This window comes from Streptomyces sp. NPDC003943 (assembly GCF_053605265.1).
Window position 1 is genome coordinate 1 of record NZ_JBSGIW010000130.1, and the last position, 15,240, is coordinate 15,240.

12 protein-coding genes and 3 pseudogenes are annotated in these 15,240 nt (G+C 68.7%); 12 read left to right on the forward strand and 3 right to left on the reverse strand.

Annotation, left to right across the window (positions count from 1 at the left end; all coding sequences use genetic code 11):
* The 6 genes and pseudogenes from ACWEV0_RS33395 to ACWEV0_RS33420 form a co-directional block, all read left to right on the forward strand.
* Window positions 1-428: pseudogene (locus tag ACWEV0_RS33395) on the forward strand (hypothetical protein); the annotation flags it as partial.
* A 17-nt stretch (window positions 429-445) separates the two neighbouring features.
* Window positions 446-1,087 carry a hypothetical protein gene (locus ACWEV0_RS33400; protein ID WP_453153503.1) on the forward strand — a complete coding sequence of 214 codons (642 nt, stop codon included), beginning with the start codon at window positions 446-448 and terminating at the stop codon, window positions 1,085-1,087.
* Between the two features lie 267 nt (window positions 1,088-1,354).
* Window positions 1,355-1,954 (forward strand): hypothetical protein, encoded by a 600-nt coding sequence (locus ACWEV0_RS33405; protein WP_453153504.1) that lies wholly within the window; start codon window positions 1,355-1,357, stop codon window positions 1,952-1,954.
* Between the two features lie 825 nt (window positions 1,955-2,779).
* Window positions 2,780-4,057, forward strand: coding sequence for an extracellular solute-binding protein (locus ACWEV0_RS33410; RefSeq protein WP_453153506.1), 1,278 nt, complete (start codon window positions 2,780-2,782; stop codon window positions 4,055-4,057).
* A 726-nt stretch (window positions 4,058-4,783) separates the two neighbouring features.
* Window positions 4,784-5,224: a VOC family protein gene (locus ACWEV0_RS33415; protein WP_453153507.1), complete on the forward strand. Its 441-nt coding sequence runs from the start codon at window positions 4,784-4,786 to the stop codon at window positions 5,222-5,224.
* Window positions 5,225-5,409: 185 nt separating this feature from the next.
* Window positions 5,410-6,687, forward strand: coding sequence for a hypothetical protein (locus ACWEV0_RS33420; protein WP_453153509.1), 1,278 nt, complete (start codon window positions 5,410-5,412; stop codon window positions 6,685-6,687).
* Window positions 6,688-7,150: 463 nt separating this feature from the next.
* Here the strand turns inward: ACWEV0_RS33420 and ACWEV0_RS33425 are convergent.
* Window positions 7,151-7,507 (reverse strand): annotated as a pseudogene (locus tag ACWEV0_RS33425) (helix-turn-helix domain-containing protein); the annotation flags it as partial.
* Between the two features lie 6 nt (window positions 7,508-7,513).
* Window positions 7,514-7,870 (reverse strand): winged helix-turn-helix transcriptional regulator, encoded by a 357-nt coding sequence (locus ACWEV0_RS33430; protein ID WP_453153510.1) that lies wholly within the window; start codon window positions 7,868-7,870, stop codon window positions 7,514-7,516.
* A gap of 68 nt (window positions 7,871-7,938) precedes the next feature.
* On the opposite strand from ACWEV0_RS33430, the pseudogene ACWEV0_RS33435 reads away from it, so the two are divergent.
* The 4 genes and pseudogenes from ACWEV0_RS33435 to ACWEV0_RS33450 form a co-directional block, all read left to right on the forward strand.
* Window positions 7,939-8,072, forward strand: a pseudogene (locus tag ACWEV0_RS33435) (carboxymuconolactone decarboxylase family protein); the annotation flags it as partial.
* 185 nt (window positions 8,073-8,257) lie between these two features.
* On the forward strand, window positions 8,258-8,551 hold the full coding sequence (locus ACWEV0_RS33440; RefSeq protein ID WP_453153512.1) for a DUF1330 domain-containing protein: 294 nt from the start codon (window positions 8,258-8,260) through the stop codon (window positions 8,549-8,551).
* Between the two features lie 522 nt (window positions 8,552-9,073).
* Window positions 9,074-10,111, forward strand: a complete 1,038-nt coding sequence (locus ACWEV0_RS33445; RefSeq protein WP_453153513.1) for a pentapeptide repeat-containing protein — start codon at window positions 9,074-9,076, stop codon at window positions 10,109-10,111.
* A 346-nt stretch (window positions 10,112-10,457) separates the two neighbouring features.
* Window positions 10,458-12,062 (forward strand): FAD-binding oxidoreductase, encoded by a 1,605-nt coding sequence (locus tag ACWEV0_RS33450; RefSeq protein ID WP_453153514.1) that lies wholly within the window; start codon window positions 10,458-10,460, stop codon window positions 12,060-12,062.
* A 944-nt stretch (window positions 12,063-13,006) separates the two neighbouring features.
* On the opposite strand, the gene ACWEV0_RS33455 is transcribed toward ACWEV0_RS33450, so the two are convergent.
* A complete protein-coding gene (locus ACWEV0_RS33455; RefSeq protein WP_453153515.1) occupies window positions 13,007-13,180 on the reverse strand; it encodes a hypothetical protein in 174 nt (57 codons plus the stop codon).
* A gap of 369 nt (window positions 13,181-13,549) precedes the next feature.
* Here ACWEV0_RS33455 and ku point away from each other — a divergent pair, with 369 nt between their 5' ends.
* Complete coding sequence (gene ku / locus ACWEV0_RS33460; RefSeq protein WP_453153516.1) at window positions 13,550-14,563, forward strand: non-homologous end joining protein Ku; 1,014 nt, start codon at window positions 13,550-13,552, stop codon at window positions 14,561-14,563.
* 225 nt (window positions 14,564-14,788) lie between these two features.
* Window positions 14,789-15,061: a DUF2188 domain-containing protein gene (locus ACWEV0_RS33465; protein WP_453153517.1), complete on the forward strand. Its 273-nt coding sequence runs from the start codon at window positions 14,789-14,791 to the stop codon at window positions 15,059-15,061.
* The last annotated feature ends 179 nt before the right edge of the window (window positions 15,062-15,240 follow it).

Below are 15,240 nucleotides of genomic sequence, written 5' to 3' on the forward strand. Positions count from 1 at the left end.
ACAGCAAGGTCGTAGCTCATGCCCGGAGGTTCTCATACCGCACTGAAAGACCTCCGGGCTGGTGTCAGCACATACAGCCAAAAGAAACGACGTCTAAGGCCTACGGCTCCCGCGCGAACCGCGCCTATCTGCGCAGACGTGGCATCGGCTGCACGATCCCGGAGAAGGCCGACCAGGTCCGCAATCGGAAGAAGCTCGGCTCCCGTGGCGGCCGACCGCCGAAGTTCGACAAGGTCGACTACCGCGAGCGACACGCGGTGGAGTGCGGGATCAACCGGCTGAAGAGGCACCGGGCGGTGTCGACGAGATACGACAAGCTGGCTGTCCGCTACGAAGCGACCGTACTGGTCGCTGCCATCAATGAGTGTGACAAGCACCAGAGCGGGGCGGAAGGTTCCGGGAAAACCCTTCAAGGACATCACTACTGACCTGCCACCCTGGTGAGATGCTGCTCAAACTGACCGGCTCCAGCTGTTCGGGCAAGACCACGCTCGCCTACTCCGTGGGCGATCGGCTGGAGCGGATCGCCGTGCACGACTTCGACGAGCTCGGCGTACCGGAAGGCGCCGATCGCCATTGGCGAAACCGCATGACCGAGATGTGGGTGCGTCGCGCGCTGGAATACCAGGCCCGTGGAGTCGACCTCCTGCTGACCGGGCAGTCCCCGCTGGGAGAGGTCCTGGCCAGCCCCTCCGCCCCGTTGCTGGATGGCATCGCGGTCTGTCTGGTCGACGTGTCCGACGAGGCCCGGCGCGGCAGGCTCACCAAGCGCGACTCGGACCGATGGGACGCTCCGGCGGTCGACGCCTTTCTCGGCTGGGCCGCCTGGCACCGCAAGCACGCCGAGGATCCCCGTTCCCGACCCGACGTCATCATCGACGACAGCTGGCCCCGCATGGCCTGGCGCCGCTGGACCGGGTGGACCGCCGACGATCGGCGATGGTGCACCCACCTGCTCGACACCACGGACCAGCCTGTCGCGGAATCCGTAGATCAGGTTGAGCAATGGGTGACCGAACAGCGCGACACGCTCCGATCCGGCCGTCTCCCCCTGTCGCGGGGCTGGTCAGACCAGACAGCCGCCTGAGCCGACCACGACTCCTGATCCACTTTCGCAACAGACCCCAGTGCTCCAGCGTTCGGATTCCCTCCTGCGAGTCCAGGTCCGGCGCATAGGTGGGCAGCTGGAGAACAAGGCATATTCCCCTCCGCCGGAACTGACACTCCCTCTGGCGACGCCAGATATGCCCCGGCTCCCGGCTTCGGCCGGATGAGGCCGGCCGCCCAATAAACAACTGGGCGAACAGTGCGTACCGTGAAACGATTCCGGTTCGAACGGGGGAGGCGGGGCGGTATGGGACTGGACTACAGTTATGAGATCTTCATGCCCCGTCGGAGTGTCGTGAGGGCGCTGACCCGGCTGGCCGAGCTCGCCCCTCAAGGCCGCGAGACGCCGCTGCTTCCGGTGATCCTGCCGGGCGGGGAGCGGTTGCTCGTACCGTTCACCTCCAAGTTCAAGAGCGAGCCGGTCGACTGTTCGGCAGGCGGCACGCTCGAACTGGATACCTCGATCATGGTGGGAGTCGACGAGGCGGTGCGCGAGTTCTTCCTCCGCGATGTCGACAGGGTCGACGAGCGGGGGAGGGTGCCCGTCGGGTACATCTACCTGACTGTGAGGTTTTCGCCCGCGTGGCACCCGGACTTCGCGTCACTGCAGTTCACGGCGGCTACCTCGAACATGAGCCGGATGTTCGTGCAGTCGGCGAATGTCAGGAAGATGTTCACCGACCTCACTGCTGTGGCTGGTGGTGTGTGCTGCCTGCTCGACACCGAGACCGACGTCTTCGACGTCTGCTGGCTCAACGGCGAGACGGTCAGCGGCGTGACTGTCCCGGGTGCTCGTTTCTCGCGCTTCCACGATCTCGTCGCCGCCTGGCGCGAGCCGGCGGGGTAGAGGGGGAACGCCTCTCGTAACGGACGCGGCGGCTGTCCATGAGCGATTCGAGTCCCGAACGATTGCCATGGGCCACCTGTCCGCAGCACAGACCCGGCGAGGGCACCGCAACGCGGGTGCCGTCCAACTCAGGCTTCGCCGCCGGTCTGAAGGATCCTGGCATCCTCCATCGGACCGTCCGTCGCGCTCCTGAACTCGGCAACCTCTCGTTCGGATGCCCCGTCTACCACAGGGCTGACCTGTCATCGCCGTGAAAAGACCTGTGGGCGACCACATCCCAGGCGGGCAAAAGGGCTGACCCCTGCGAAAGGAGTGTCGGTCTCGCCGGCCGGGTTGCCGGGTCCCGCCGGATGGGTGTTGCCGTGTCGGCGCCCTGATACGAACGTCTGGACTGGAACGTCTGGACTGGAATGCCTTGACGGGAATGCCTGGACTGGAATGCCGGCCGCCGCCCTCACCCAGGCGCGCATGACCACCGGGCATCACCAAGCGTGACCACCAGGCGTGACCACCGGTGCGCGGCCGTGTTGCCCGGGTGCGGAAGGGGCAGGGCCGGCGGAAGGAGCGCCGCCCAGGGCTGCCGCGTCTCGTCGCCCCGGGGGTTGGCGGGCCTCGGCGGCGGCCGAGGGGCAATGCTCCTTCTCGGAGTCGCTTTGGACAGGGCGGAGGGTTCTACGCGTGTCGGAATGGGTGCCTCCATATGGGAAGACACCATGCACGCAGGGCTCGGTTGGAGGTATGCCCACAACTGTCCGCCAAAGGGTCGTTCAGCCCCCGGGCCGGGGGAGAATCCCGTCGCACTGTCAAGAAACAAAGGAAAGATCTGTGCGAGCAAGACTCTCCGGCCTGACTGCCTCCGTGGCCGCATGCGGACTACTGGGCTCCCTCGTCACCGCCTGCGGTACATCCGGGAGCGGCGCGACGACGTTGCGGCTGGTGGCTCCCGAGTACGGGGACAGTCCGGCCACCAGCTCCAAGGCGTACTGGGACAAACTGGCCGCCGCGTTCACCGCCGCCCATCCCGGGACGAAGGTCGAGGTGACGCTCTACCCATGGGCCGACGTCGACCGCGAGGTCACCCGTATGGTCCAGGAGGACAACGCGCCGGACGTGGCCTTGATGGGCGCCTACTCCGACTTCGCCGCCCAGGGCCGTCTCTACGCCGCCGACGACGTGCTGTCCATCAGCTCGGAGGCCAACTTCCTGCCGCCGCTCGCGGACGCGGGCTCGATCCACTACACCCTCTACGGCCTGCCTTTCGTCGCCAGCAGCCGCCTGCTCTTCTACAACAAGGACCTCTTCGACAAAGCCGGAGCGACGCCCCCGAAGACCTGGTCGGACCTGAAGAGCGCCGCCAAGGCGCTGAAGAAGGAGGGCGTGCTCTACCCCTACGCCCTGCCGCTGGGGCCGGAGGAGGCACACGCCGAAGCCCTGATCTGGGAGGTGAGCAACGGCGGCGGATACACCGACACCACCGGTGCCTACAGCATCGCGTCCGAGCGGAACACGCAGACCTTCCGCTGGATCAAGGACAACCTGGTCACGCCGGGGCTCACCGGCCCTGTCCCGCCGGCCGAACTCAACCGGCAGGACGCCTTCGCCGCGTTCCTGCGTGGCGATGTCGGCATGGTCAACGGCTACCCTTCCCTCCTTCACGAGGCACAAGCCAAGGGCATGAAGGTCGGCACCCTGACGATGCCGGTGTCGGACACGCTGAGCGACGGGGAGGTGCCGCCTTCGGTGGGCGTCGCCGACTGGATGATGGCCTTCAAACACGATGACAACCGCGAACTGGTGGGCTCTTTCCTCGACTTCGTCTACGAGGACAAGAACCTCACCGAGTTCGCCGGGCGCTATCACCTTCTTCCCTCGACGGTGACCGCCACCCAGAACTCGCAGTACGCGGCGACCGATCCGAGCGCCGAGCAGTTCCTGACCGCGCTGCGCAGCGCCGAGCTGTATCCGGTCAACGAACCGTCCTGGCTGAAGGTCAGCAACACCATCAAGCGCAACATCGGCAAGGCCGTCGCCCCCACCAACGACCCGAAGGCCGTGCTGGAGGACATAGCCCAGCAGGCCCGCGACGCAGCCCAGCAGAGGTAGCCCCCAAGGACCGCGGCACGACGATCGCCGTTCCCTCGCCTCCCGTCCCACCGGACGCTTCTTCCTCCGTCGCTCGCGACGTGCCCACAAGGCACGCGGGGCGGCGCCCCTCCCCGCCGGCCCATCGGCCGAGGCCGTCGCAGGCGTCGCCGCGCGGTTCCGTGTGCCGCAGACCGGTTCGCCTCTGAACCACGGCCCGGCGGACTTGCCGCAACTTCCGACTTCCGGTCATCCGACGTCCCCCACGGTGTGATCGTCGGCGAGAACGGGGCCGCAAGTCGAACCTGCTGGAGCGATCCGCACCATCCTGGTGGCGCTACGGGCCTTCGAGGCTGACGCCGAGCCTTGCATAGCCCGGCTGGCCCACCGCTTCGCCCCTTGGACGAAGGTTGCAACAGCTGAGGGCTCCTGAGGGCAGCCCACTGGCTGACCACTGACTGCGAAGGACTGCAACGCCGGCGCCGGCGCCGACGAGACCTACGACGTCCGCGCCATCCGCCGCGAAGTGGCCCGTGGTGCCCCCGACCCCTCGGCGTTCCGCTCGGGGGCTCGCGCTTGGGGCAGGGCCGACGGCTCTCCGGACTCTCGGCCCGGCCCGCGGAACTCCCGCGGAACTCCCGTGGAACCCTTCAGCCTGTTTACGGGTGTCGGGAGTGGGCTGCCGGCGTTGTCCTCGGTATACCGGTGGCTTCAAAAGGGGCCGCGCAACACCAAGGGAGAACCGTCATGACGCTTCAGCGGATGGACAACGTCGGCATTATCGTCGAGAACTTGGACGCCGCCGTTGCCTTCTTCACCGAACTGGGCATGGAGGTCGAAGGCAGGGCGCAGATCGAGGGCCTCTTCGCGGACCAGGCCGTCGGACTCGACAACGTCCGCAGCGACATGGCGATGATGCGGACGCCGGACGGCCACGGCAAGCTGGAGCTCGCGCAGTACCACACCCCCGCGGCGATCCGCGACGGATCCCACAATCCGCCCCCGAACACCCTGGGCCTGCACCGGGTGATGTTCGCCGTCGACGACATCGACGACACCATCGCCCGCCTGCGCCCTCATGGCGCCGAACTCCTCGGGGAGGTGGCGCGGTACAAGGACATCTACCGCCTCTGCTACCTCCGCGGACCCTCAGGCATCATCCTCGCCCTGGCCGAACAGATCGGCTGACGGCCCTTGGCGGCACACCCGCGAGCAACCGGAACCATCCCCTGGTCGGACGCTCGGGGGACTGGACCACCGATCGGGACGGCCACGTCAGGGCGGGGGTGTAGTGGCCCGCGGGCAAGCGCCGCCGCCGTTCCTGCGTCGGCCGGCTCGAGCGTTGTCAGTGGCCGCGGCTAGTGTGCTGCCACATGAAGATCGAATCTCTTGTCGAGGACCTGGAGAGCGACGACGCCCTGCGGGCGGAGGCCGCGGCCACGCGGCTGGTCGAGCAGGCCGACACCGTCGTGCCGGCGCTGCTGCGGGACCTGGCCAGTGTGCAGCGTACCGTTGATCTGCAGCCGGTGATGCGGGTGTTGAGGCTCATAGGGCCCCCGGCCTTCGACATGCTGCTCGCGGCGTGGAGCCGGAAGGAGGTGACGAACTGGCAGGTGGGGCGGCTCCTCGGGGCGTTCGACGATCGTTGCGCAGACCAGTACGCGGCTCTGGCGGCCACTCCGGACCACGGCCGCTCCGGCGACGGCTTCCAAGGGCTGCTGAGACTGAGGTCCGACTCCGAGACCGGCCTGCGGGCACTGGTCGAAACCTACGCCCGCGGGCGCCTCGTCCCCTACAAGGCCGCCGACTACGCCCGTCTGCTGCACGACTCCTTCCGGCTGCGGCTGCGCTCCCTGCGCCGCGACCCGGAGGCGTCCCCGCGGACCAGGCGGGGCGCCATGGCGGCGCTCGTGGCGGGCGGCGGTGCCGACGCCCTGGACGAGCGCGACCGCGCGGCGATCGAGCGGCTGATCCGGGTGAAGATCCCGCACGAGGTCCCGCGCCTTCCCTCGTCGACGCTCAGCGGATGGTGGATGGCCGTGCCCGGAGCGACGTACGAGGGTGTCTTCGAAGCGCTGGACCTGCACGACCGACGGCCCGTCACCATCGCCGCCGGGGTCGAGGCGTCGGAGAGCCGGGAGATCCAGGTACCCGGGCAGGACGGGACCGACCGCACCGTGGGCCGGGTGTTCGTCACCCCGGAGGTGGACGGCTGGCGCCTGGTATTCGGCCCGTTCGACCTCCTCGTCGGCGACGATCCCTGGGACGGCATGATCGAGACGGTGGAGCGGATCAGCGCCCACTGCGGCCAGGCCCAGCTGTTCTTCCTCGACGACGCCGGCGGCTCCGACGTCTGGATGGTCGCCGTCGACGGACAGGTGGTCCGCCGGTACGCCGCCGAGAGCGACCCCGAATGGGAGGGCGACCCGCTGCCCTGGGAGACCCTCGCCGTCGACGACCCCGACTTTGACCCGGAGTACGACGAAGCCCCGCCCAACGCGGGCACCACGGGCGCCCGTTCCGCCTGCGCGTACCTCTCGGTCGACCCCGGCGAGGTCGGCCCCGACAACGAGGTCCGCGGCCACGGCTGGCTCGCCCTGACCGCACCGGACGTCGGCCACGGCGCGTTCCCCGGCACCCTCCGCATCTGAGCGAGCCACCGGTCCACCAGCATCGCCCACCTCCTTCGTCGCGTCTCGGGCCAGAGGGCGTTCACCGCGTCGAGCGCTGCGCGCCGTGGGTATGGGGCCGGGTGCCCTGGGCGGGCGGGTTCGCTACGAACCGTAGGGTGACCACGGAGTGTTCGGCCTGAGGGTGCTGCACGTAGGCCGCGTTCACGCAGGGGCATCCTCACGACCGGGATGCCCTTGCCGATGCCCTCGGCGATCACCCCGAGGTACGAAGTTGAGGGTCAGCCCGAGTGCCTAGGCGTTGACCGTGTTGAACGTGGCCAGCGTCAGCAGCCCCGGCGTCTGCCTTCGGCCAGACGTCGGGCCGACCGGGCGGCTTGTAGTCCGGGTACCGACCCGAGCCGCCCCAGGGAGTTCTGCGCTTTCGGAAGAAGTACGGCGACCGCCGTCTGGAGGTCCGCTTGCGTGAAGCGCGGCTGGTTGTCACCTTGTGGTCGCGGGTGGGTACCAGGGTTCCGTCCACGATGAGCACGGAGTCTTTGCGGGACCTTACGCGGGGCTCGGGTGCGAGCAGAGGGCCGAGGGGGTCGACGATGCGATCGGCTGACGACTTCGAACCCCGAACAGCGGGGCAAGCCGGCGCAGCGTCAAGTTGGTTCGCCAGTCCCACCGTGACCAGGAGTATTCGGTCCTCCAGCGGTGGGCCCCATGGCCGACCTCAGCGTTCAGTGTCAACTCCCGGACGCCGCAACGAGGTCACCGTCTCGCCGAACTGGCGCGGCCTAGGTCCGCTGAAGGGAACCATCCAGGACGGCACCGCTGCCGTGATCGGATCAGCCACGCGTGATCATTCCAGCCCTTCTGCCGTCGCAGGTCCCATTTCCTCGGCCCAACGTCGACTCCAGGCGCCCAGCGGGCTCAGCGCCACGACAAGATCCTGGCCGAGCTGGGTGAGGCGGTAGCCATCGTCGACCAGGACGAGCAGGCGGGCGTCGGACAGTTCCTCGATCCGGGTACTGAGCACGCTGGAGGACATGCGCTCGCATCGGCGCTGCAATTCACGGAAGCCGGCCGGAGCTTGACTCAGTTCCCACAGGATCCGCATCGTCCAACGCCGTCCGAGCAGGTCGAGTGCGGCCATCACCGGACGACCTGATTCGGACCCCCGCACCGGCACACCAGGACGTGGCGCTCTGGCTTCCATACTGACTCCTTGCGCTTCGGTTCTCGAAGCATCATAGTGATTCGAAAATCGAAGCAGGAGATGTCGCGATGCCCCGCATCGAACCGCTCACCCCGCCCTACACCGCCGCCGTCTACCGGGCGCTCCGCCGATGGATGCCGCCGGGTGCGCGCACGAGCCACTTGCGCTGTTCCGCCTACTGCACCACAACCCGGAGCTGGCCTGATCCGCACTGCGGGCACCGGCCGCGGCCACCTCCTCCCCGAAGTCGGCGCGTACACCACCGCGGCGCTGGACGGCATCGGCGCCATGGCGACCACGACATTGACAAGCCTCGCTCTCGCCCTCCGCCGCTCGTCCGAGACCAATCCGTAAGTCAGATGCACTCGTCCCAACACTGGAGATTTCATGCCCAAGGGCTACTGGGTCAGCGTCTACCGCACCATCTCAGACCCTGAGAAGTTGACTGCTTACAACAAGCTGGCCCGCCTGGCCGTCGAGGCCGGGGGCGGTCGGGTCCTCGTCCGTGGCGGTCGGGTCGTGGCGCATGACGCCGGAATCGCCGAGCGCACCGTCCTGATCGAGTTCGACAGCTTGGAGCAGGCCGTCGCGGCGCGCGAGAGTGCGGCCTACCAGGAGGCGCTGGTCGCCCTCTCCGACGGCGTCGAGCGCGACTTCCGCATCGTCGAAGGCCTCGACTGACCGAGGTTCAGTCGGATCTTCACTGGAGATCCACCATCTTGGTTTTCGCTGGTGCGGCTGCTGGTGTCACGGGGTTCGTGGGTGCTCGTGCTGGTCATAGGCGACTCTCTTCGGTCTTGACCGTCTGTCAGCGGTCGAGTTCGCGGTTGGTCAGGACGAGCAGGGCGCGGACGAACCAGTCGTGGCGGACGACAGGGAGCAGAGTCTCGCGACGATGCTTGGTGCCACCGAGAACTTGGTGCCACCGAGATACAGCAGCGCCTGCTAAAGACCCTTCCAGCCGCATGCAGGGTGCGTCCAAGGGGAGACTTGTTTCGGGGGCAGCAAGCGCGCCCCGCGGTCTGACGACGGTCTATGCGGTGAAATGCGATCGTGGTCAGGTCCTCCGGTGCCCAGTCGAGTGTCGTACGACGCCTTCACCGCGCTGCCCGGCGGGGAGCGGCGGAGCGCACTCGGCGACGCCAAAACGCCAGCCGTAGCGAAACAGGCTCGGCCGGCCGGCACAGCTGGGCCGGGCAGGCGGTGAGCGCCCTGCCCGGTCTGGCAGCGGTGATCGCGGTGCTCTTCACCTGGATCTCGGTCGGGCAGGCAAAGGAAGAGCTACGGATCAGTCAGGAAGGACAGATCACCGGCCGCTACACCGCAGCCGTGACCAACCTGGGATCGCAGAGTGCGGATGTGCGGGTCGGTGGCATCTACGCCCTGGAACGCATCATGCGCGACTCTCCGCGTGACAACACTACGGGCCTGTCGGTGCTCGCCGCGTACCTGCGGGCCCACGCCCGCCTCCCTGCTGCCGATACCCAGCGAGCCAAGACCGCTCTCGCGTCCCGGCCTCTTGAACCCCTGGCCGTCGACCTCCAAGCGGCCATGACCGTGCTGGCCAACCGCCCCGTCAACGACGAGGATCGAACGATCCTTCAGCTCCGCTACGTCAATCTGAGCGGGCTGGCCGACATGGGCGAACTCGACCTGGCCCAGGAAGACCGCACGCCCGGCGTGTCCAGTGGCCATGAACGGGTTCCGAGCGGTCTCAGAGCCAACCTCGCCGGGGTTGACCTGACTGGATCGGACCTGAGTGGAGCGCAGCTGTACAAGGCCACGTTCTCGCGCGCACTCCTCCCAGGCGTGGTTCTTCGCAGGGCCTACCTCGCCGAGACGATGTTCGTCGGCGCGGTCCTGACTGGTGCCGACCTGCAAGAAGCACACCTTCAGGGCGCCGATCTCAGCGCCCCTTCCGTCGGATCACGCGAGGGGTTGCAGCGGGCCGACCTGCGACGAGCTGACCTCAGTGGTGCCAAACTCGTCGGTACCAACCTGCGTCTCGCGAACCTGGGCAAGGCAGAGGCCGAGGAGGCGGACTTCAGCGGCGCCGATCTGCGCGGCGCGGACCTCCGGGGCGCCAATCTGAAGAACGCGGACCTGCGCGGTGCGAACCTGATCGGCGCCAAATTCAGCAGAGCGACGAACCTGACTGGAGCAGATCTCAAGGACGCAATCCGGGAGCAGACGGAGATCGAGGTCGTTGGAGGGCCGCAAGGCTCCTTCCAACGGCGCTAGGAATCAGCGACAACTTCTCGTGGAGCTACGCCGGCCGGGCCCGTGCCTGCCTCATTCGAAGCCGCTGCCATGCCAGTTCCCCTTCGCCGTTCTCATGGACATAGGCACGCGGGGACGGTCCCGACACCGACACTCTGTGCATGTCGTCGAGGTCCGCCTCACCTCCCCGTGCCCGCAGGACGGCCCCGGCGCTCCGATCGTCGGCAACGGCGGCTCCGACTGCTGCTCGCTCCGCGGGGATGGCCACCTCCTCCGCCCAGGAGCGCAAGTGTCCACCACGCGGAACCAGCACGCCTCATTCGCACTCTGGCTAAGCGACAGCAGAGCATCGTGAACGGAGGCCGCCATGAACCGGCGCGCACTGCTTGCAGCGGGTACCGGCTACGCGGCGGCCGCCGCCTGGACGGTGGGCTGCGGTAGCGGTCAGGTGGGGGCTGTGCCCAGCGGCGGTTCTGCCCCTGCTGCCGGCGGGCAGCGGCACCCGGGCTCTGCATCCACCGCAGGCGGCAGGCACGCGGTCGCGCCCCGCGCCGCTGACTGGTCCGCGCTCGGCAGGGGCCTCCAGGGCGGTCTGATACGTCCGGGCGATGCCGACTACGCCATCGCCCGCCAGCTGTACAACACCCGCTTCGACAGTCTGCGCCCCGCCGCCGTCGCCTACGTGGCCAACAACGCGGACATAGCCGAGTGCCTGGCCTTCGCACGCCGCCACGGAACCCCCGTCGCCATCCGCAACGGCGGACACTCCTACGCCGGTTGGTCCAGCGGCAACGGACGCCTGGTCATCGACGTCTCTGCGCTGAAGTCCATTCGTAGTGGCTCCGGCAGTGCCGTCGTCGGGGCCGGCGCCAAGCTCATCGACGTCTACACCCAGCTCGGCGCACGAGGCGTCACCATCCCCGGCGGATCTTGTCCCACAGTCGGCATCTCAGGCCTGACGCTCGGGGGCGGCCACGGTGTGGTCTCGCGCGCCTATGGGCTCACCTCCGACAACCTCACGGGCGCAAGCATCGTGACCGCCGACGGCAGGACCCTCGATGTTTCCAAGGAGCGGGAGACCGACCTGTTCTGGGCACTGCGCGGCGCAGGAAACGGAAATTTCGGCGTCGTCACCGAACTCCGGTTCCGCACCCACAAGGCCGCCGACGGCGTCACCGCGTACATGACCTGGCCCTGGTCCAAGGCCGCTGCCGCACTCCGCTCCTGGCAGGAGTGGGGCCCCGCCCAGCCCGACGAGATCTGGTCAGCGCTGCACCTGTCCGCAGTGGCCGGCCGGACCCCCACCGTCTCCATCAGCTGCTTCTCACTCGGCACGTACGGCGCCTTGCAGAACGCCGTCGATAGGCTCGCGGACCGCGCCGGCGGGCCCGGCGCCGCCTCCCGCATCACCATGCGGCGCCGCGGCTACCTCGACACCATGCGGATGTACGCGGGATGCGCGACGCACACCACCACCCAGTGTCACCTGCCCGGCACAACCCCGGGGCGCCAGCCCACCGGCGTGCTCCAGCGAGAGACGTACGCAGCGCGCTCGGACTTCTTCAACCGCTCGCTGAGTACCGCCGGCATCAGGTCGCTGCTCGACCAGGTCGAACGCTACGGGCGCAGCAGCGGCGGCGGCGCCGTCTCCGTCGCGCTCACCGCCTTGGGCGGCGCGGTCAACCGCGTCTCCCCGCAGGCGACCGCCTTCGTACACCGCAACTCGCGGTTCCTGGCGCAGTACACCGCGTCCTGGCCCGCGGGTCATACCGCCGGGGCGGCGACGGCCTGGCTGGACGGCACGCACACCGCGATGCGCCGGTACGCCTCGGGCGCCGCGTACCAGAACTACACGGACGCGGGTTTGAGCAACTGGCGCTCCGCCTACTACGGCTCGGCCGCCAACCGGCTGGCTGAGCTGAAGAAACGTTACGACCCGGGCAGGGTTTTCGACTTCCCGCAAGCTCTGTGAGCCGACGCGGGGTGTCGTCACGCAGCGGCGATGCGGAACACTCCTCCACGGTGGTGCGCCGAGATCGTGGTGCAGGGATCAACCAGGGGTGATGAGGGGCGAGCACCTCGCTGGCTGCGGGCGTCCACGCGGTCCTCAGGCCTGCTGCCAGTGCCTTGCGCGCCCTGGCCGGGATCATGGCGGGGTGGCCCCGGTGCCGGTGACCATGGGGAGGTGTGACCGTCCGGGGTGGTACGGGCCACCAACCAGTCGTCGGGGGATGGTTCGTCGGGCAGGCCGTCGAGGCGCAGTTCGGGGCCAGGGCCGGTGACGGACGCGGACTGGGGTGCGGCCGTCGGGCAGGGCGCTGGGGCCGCGGCGGTGAGGGTCCAGGGCGGGGCGGCGGGGTGGATGGCCGGGACGGTCATGTCGAGGCTCGCGGTGCCGTCGCCGTGGGTGGTGTACCGGGGGACGAAGGGCGGCAGTAGACGGGGCGCGGCCAAGGCGCAGGCCTCGGACGAGGCACTCCACACGCCCCGCCGGGCGGTCGTGGCGGTCGGCCCCCAGGTGGGGCTGAACGCGCCCGGGATCAGCGTGCTGCCCGGCCGGTACGTGGGCTCGGCCGGCCAAGCCGCCTGGCACGCGTAGGCAAGCGGCGCCCAGGCGGGTGTACCGGAGGGCAGGCGATCGGTGAACTCGCCGGTCGCCGCCGGCCGTCCGCTGGATCCGTCGGCGGCGTGGGGCGCATCGTCACGGCGCCGAGCACCGGCGGCGGAGCGGCGAACTTGGACCAACGGGACGGCCGCCTTGGCATAGGCGCCGTCGCCGACCCGCCGGACGATCGGCGGGGGCCAAGCCCCCACCAGCCGGCCGGACGCCCGGAAAACTGACCGACACGGTCAGCCGGACGGTGACCCCGCCCGGGTCGAGGACGCAACCGATCCGCCGGGCGGGCGGCACATCGGTCAGCGGAACGGCGACGACGCAGCAGCCCGCCGGTCCCGGAGTGCCTCCAGCCCACTGGCGCCGACCGGCACGAGTTGCAGCGCCCGCAGCGACTCCAGACGGCCCGGCAACCGGAAGCGGATCCGCAGCCGCCCGCCGGCCTCGGTGACCGTCGCGTCGGTGACACGGGCCATCGGAGTGCGGTCGGCGACGGTGTCCGCCCGGAGCGGCTCGGCACGCTGCCAGCGCGGCTGTCCGGCGGCCGCGCCCGTGCGCGACGCCTGCTCCTCGCCCGCGTACAGCCGCCAGCCGAGGGGGCCGTGAGCCGGGCCTCAACGGTGCCGACCGGGAGACCGCCGCCGGCCGGCGCGGAGACGGTCGAACGGGCGCGGGGAATCCCGTGCTCTCGCAGCCTCCGGCTCGCCGAGGGCTCGGTGATCCCGATGGATTCCGCGTCAACCTCGCCGGCGGCGAATCTGGTCGGCCAGCGGACCTGCAGGGGTGATCAGGCCGCGAGCAGGGAAGAAGCGGGAAGCACGACACCGCAGGTCAGGTGGTGATCCATGATGGCCAGACCCGTATGGACAGGGGTCGTCAGCTTCGGGCTCGTTTCCCTCCCGGTCGCGCTATACACCGCCACCGACAGCCATACGATCCGCTTCCACCAACTCCAGCGCGGCACGGCGGACCGGATCCGCAACCGTCGCGTCAACGAGCGCACCGGCGACGAAGTCGACTTGGACGAGATCGTCAAAGGCTTCGACACGGGCGGCGAATACGTGATCGTCGAACCCAAGGAGCTCGACGACATCGCCCCGGGGCGCTCCAAGGCCGTGGAGGTGGCTGAGTTCGTTGACCTCGACACCGTCGACCCGATCTTCTTCGACAAGACGTACTACATCGGGCCTCGCGGCGAGCAGTACGGCAAGGTCTACGCCCTGTTGCAGCGCGCGCTCGCGGAGTCGAACAAGGCGGGCATCGCGACCTTCGTGATGCGCGGCCGTGAGTACCTCGTCGCGCTGAAGGCCGAGGAGGACTTGTCGACCCTGCACACCCTGCACTGGGCCGACGAGATCCGTGACCCTCACCAGGAGGTCCCCGACCTGCCGGACAAGGCGGAGCCGACCGCGGCCGAGGTGAAGATGGCCCACCAGCTCATCGACGCCTTGACTGCCGACTGGAATCCGGAGAACTTCCACGACACCTTCCAAGAGAAGGTCAAGGAACTGATCGAGGCCAAGGCGGCGGGCGAGAGCGTCGAGAAGGCCGAGCCGGCCGCCAAGCCCACCGGCGTCGTCGACCTTATGGAGGCGCTGCGCGCCAGCGTCGAGCGGGCCCGCAGCCCGAAGGACACCGGCGACAAGGCCAGCACCTCCCAGATAGGCGCCAAATCGGCCGGACAGAAACCGGCTGCGAAGAAGCGGACCACCTCGTCCGGACCTTCCCGCTCCCCGTCGCTTCGATCCCTGACCAAGGCGGAGCTGTACGAGAAGGCGGCCAAGGCCGGCATTCGCGGCCGCTCGCACATGAACCACGACGAGCTCGCCGACGCCCTCGCCGGGGCCACGGACCACTGAGACGGGACGGCCATGGCCGCCGTCTGGTGATGGAGGAGGCCGAGCGGCCCTCTCGTCTCGCGCCCATGCGAGCCGACCCCTACAACAGCAGCAGATGGTCCCGACCCGATGCCGGAAGGAGGTAACCGTGGCGAAGGAGCAGAAGCGGACGGAGTACCACGTGACCCCGGCCCAGGAGGGTGGTGAAGAGAAGTGGCGGGTGGAGCACAACGAGGGACGCAAGCAGTGCATGAGCCGCACCGGAACCAGAAGGACGCGATCACGGCAGACCGTCGGCAGGCGATGGAGCACCAGCCGTCCCAGGTTGTCGTCCACGGCCGCGACGGCAAAATCCGCATGGATCACACCTACCAAGACGCCCCCACAGCATCCCCGGCTGACCGAGCCCAAGGGAGATCCGCGTGGTGCTGCGCGTGCCGGTGGAGCCGATGCTCGCCCAGGCGCGCCCCGGCCTTCCCGCCGCGGCGAAGGGGCGGGCGTACGAGCCGAAGATTCTGATATCAAGTCCCCCTTCTCAAGACTCGCGAGCTGCAACAGCTGCCGACTCCCTTCTTCGTACCATAATAACGAAGGGCGCCAACCGTTGCGGTTGGCGCGGCGCGGCGTTTGGGTTTCGGGGGGTTTTTTTATTTTTTATTGGGGCGGGGCTTTTTAATATTGATTAAAATATTAACTTT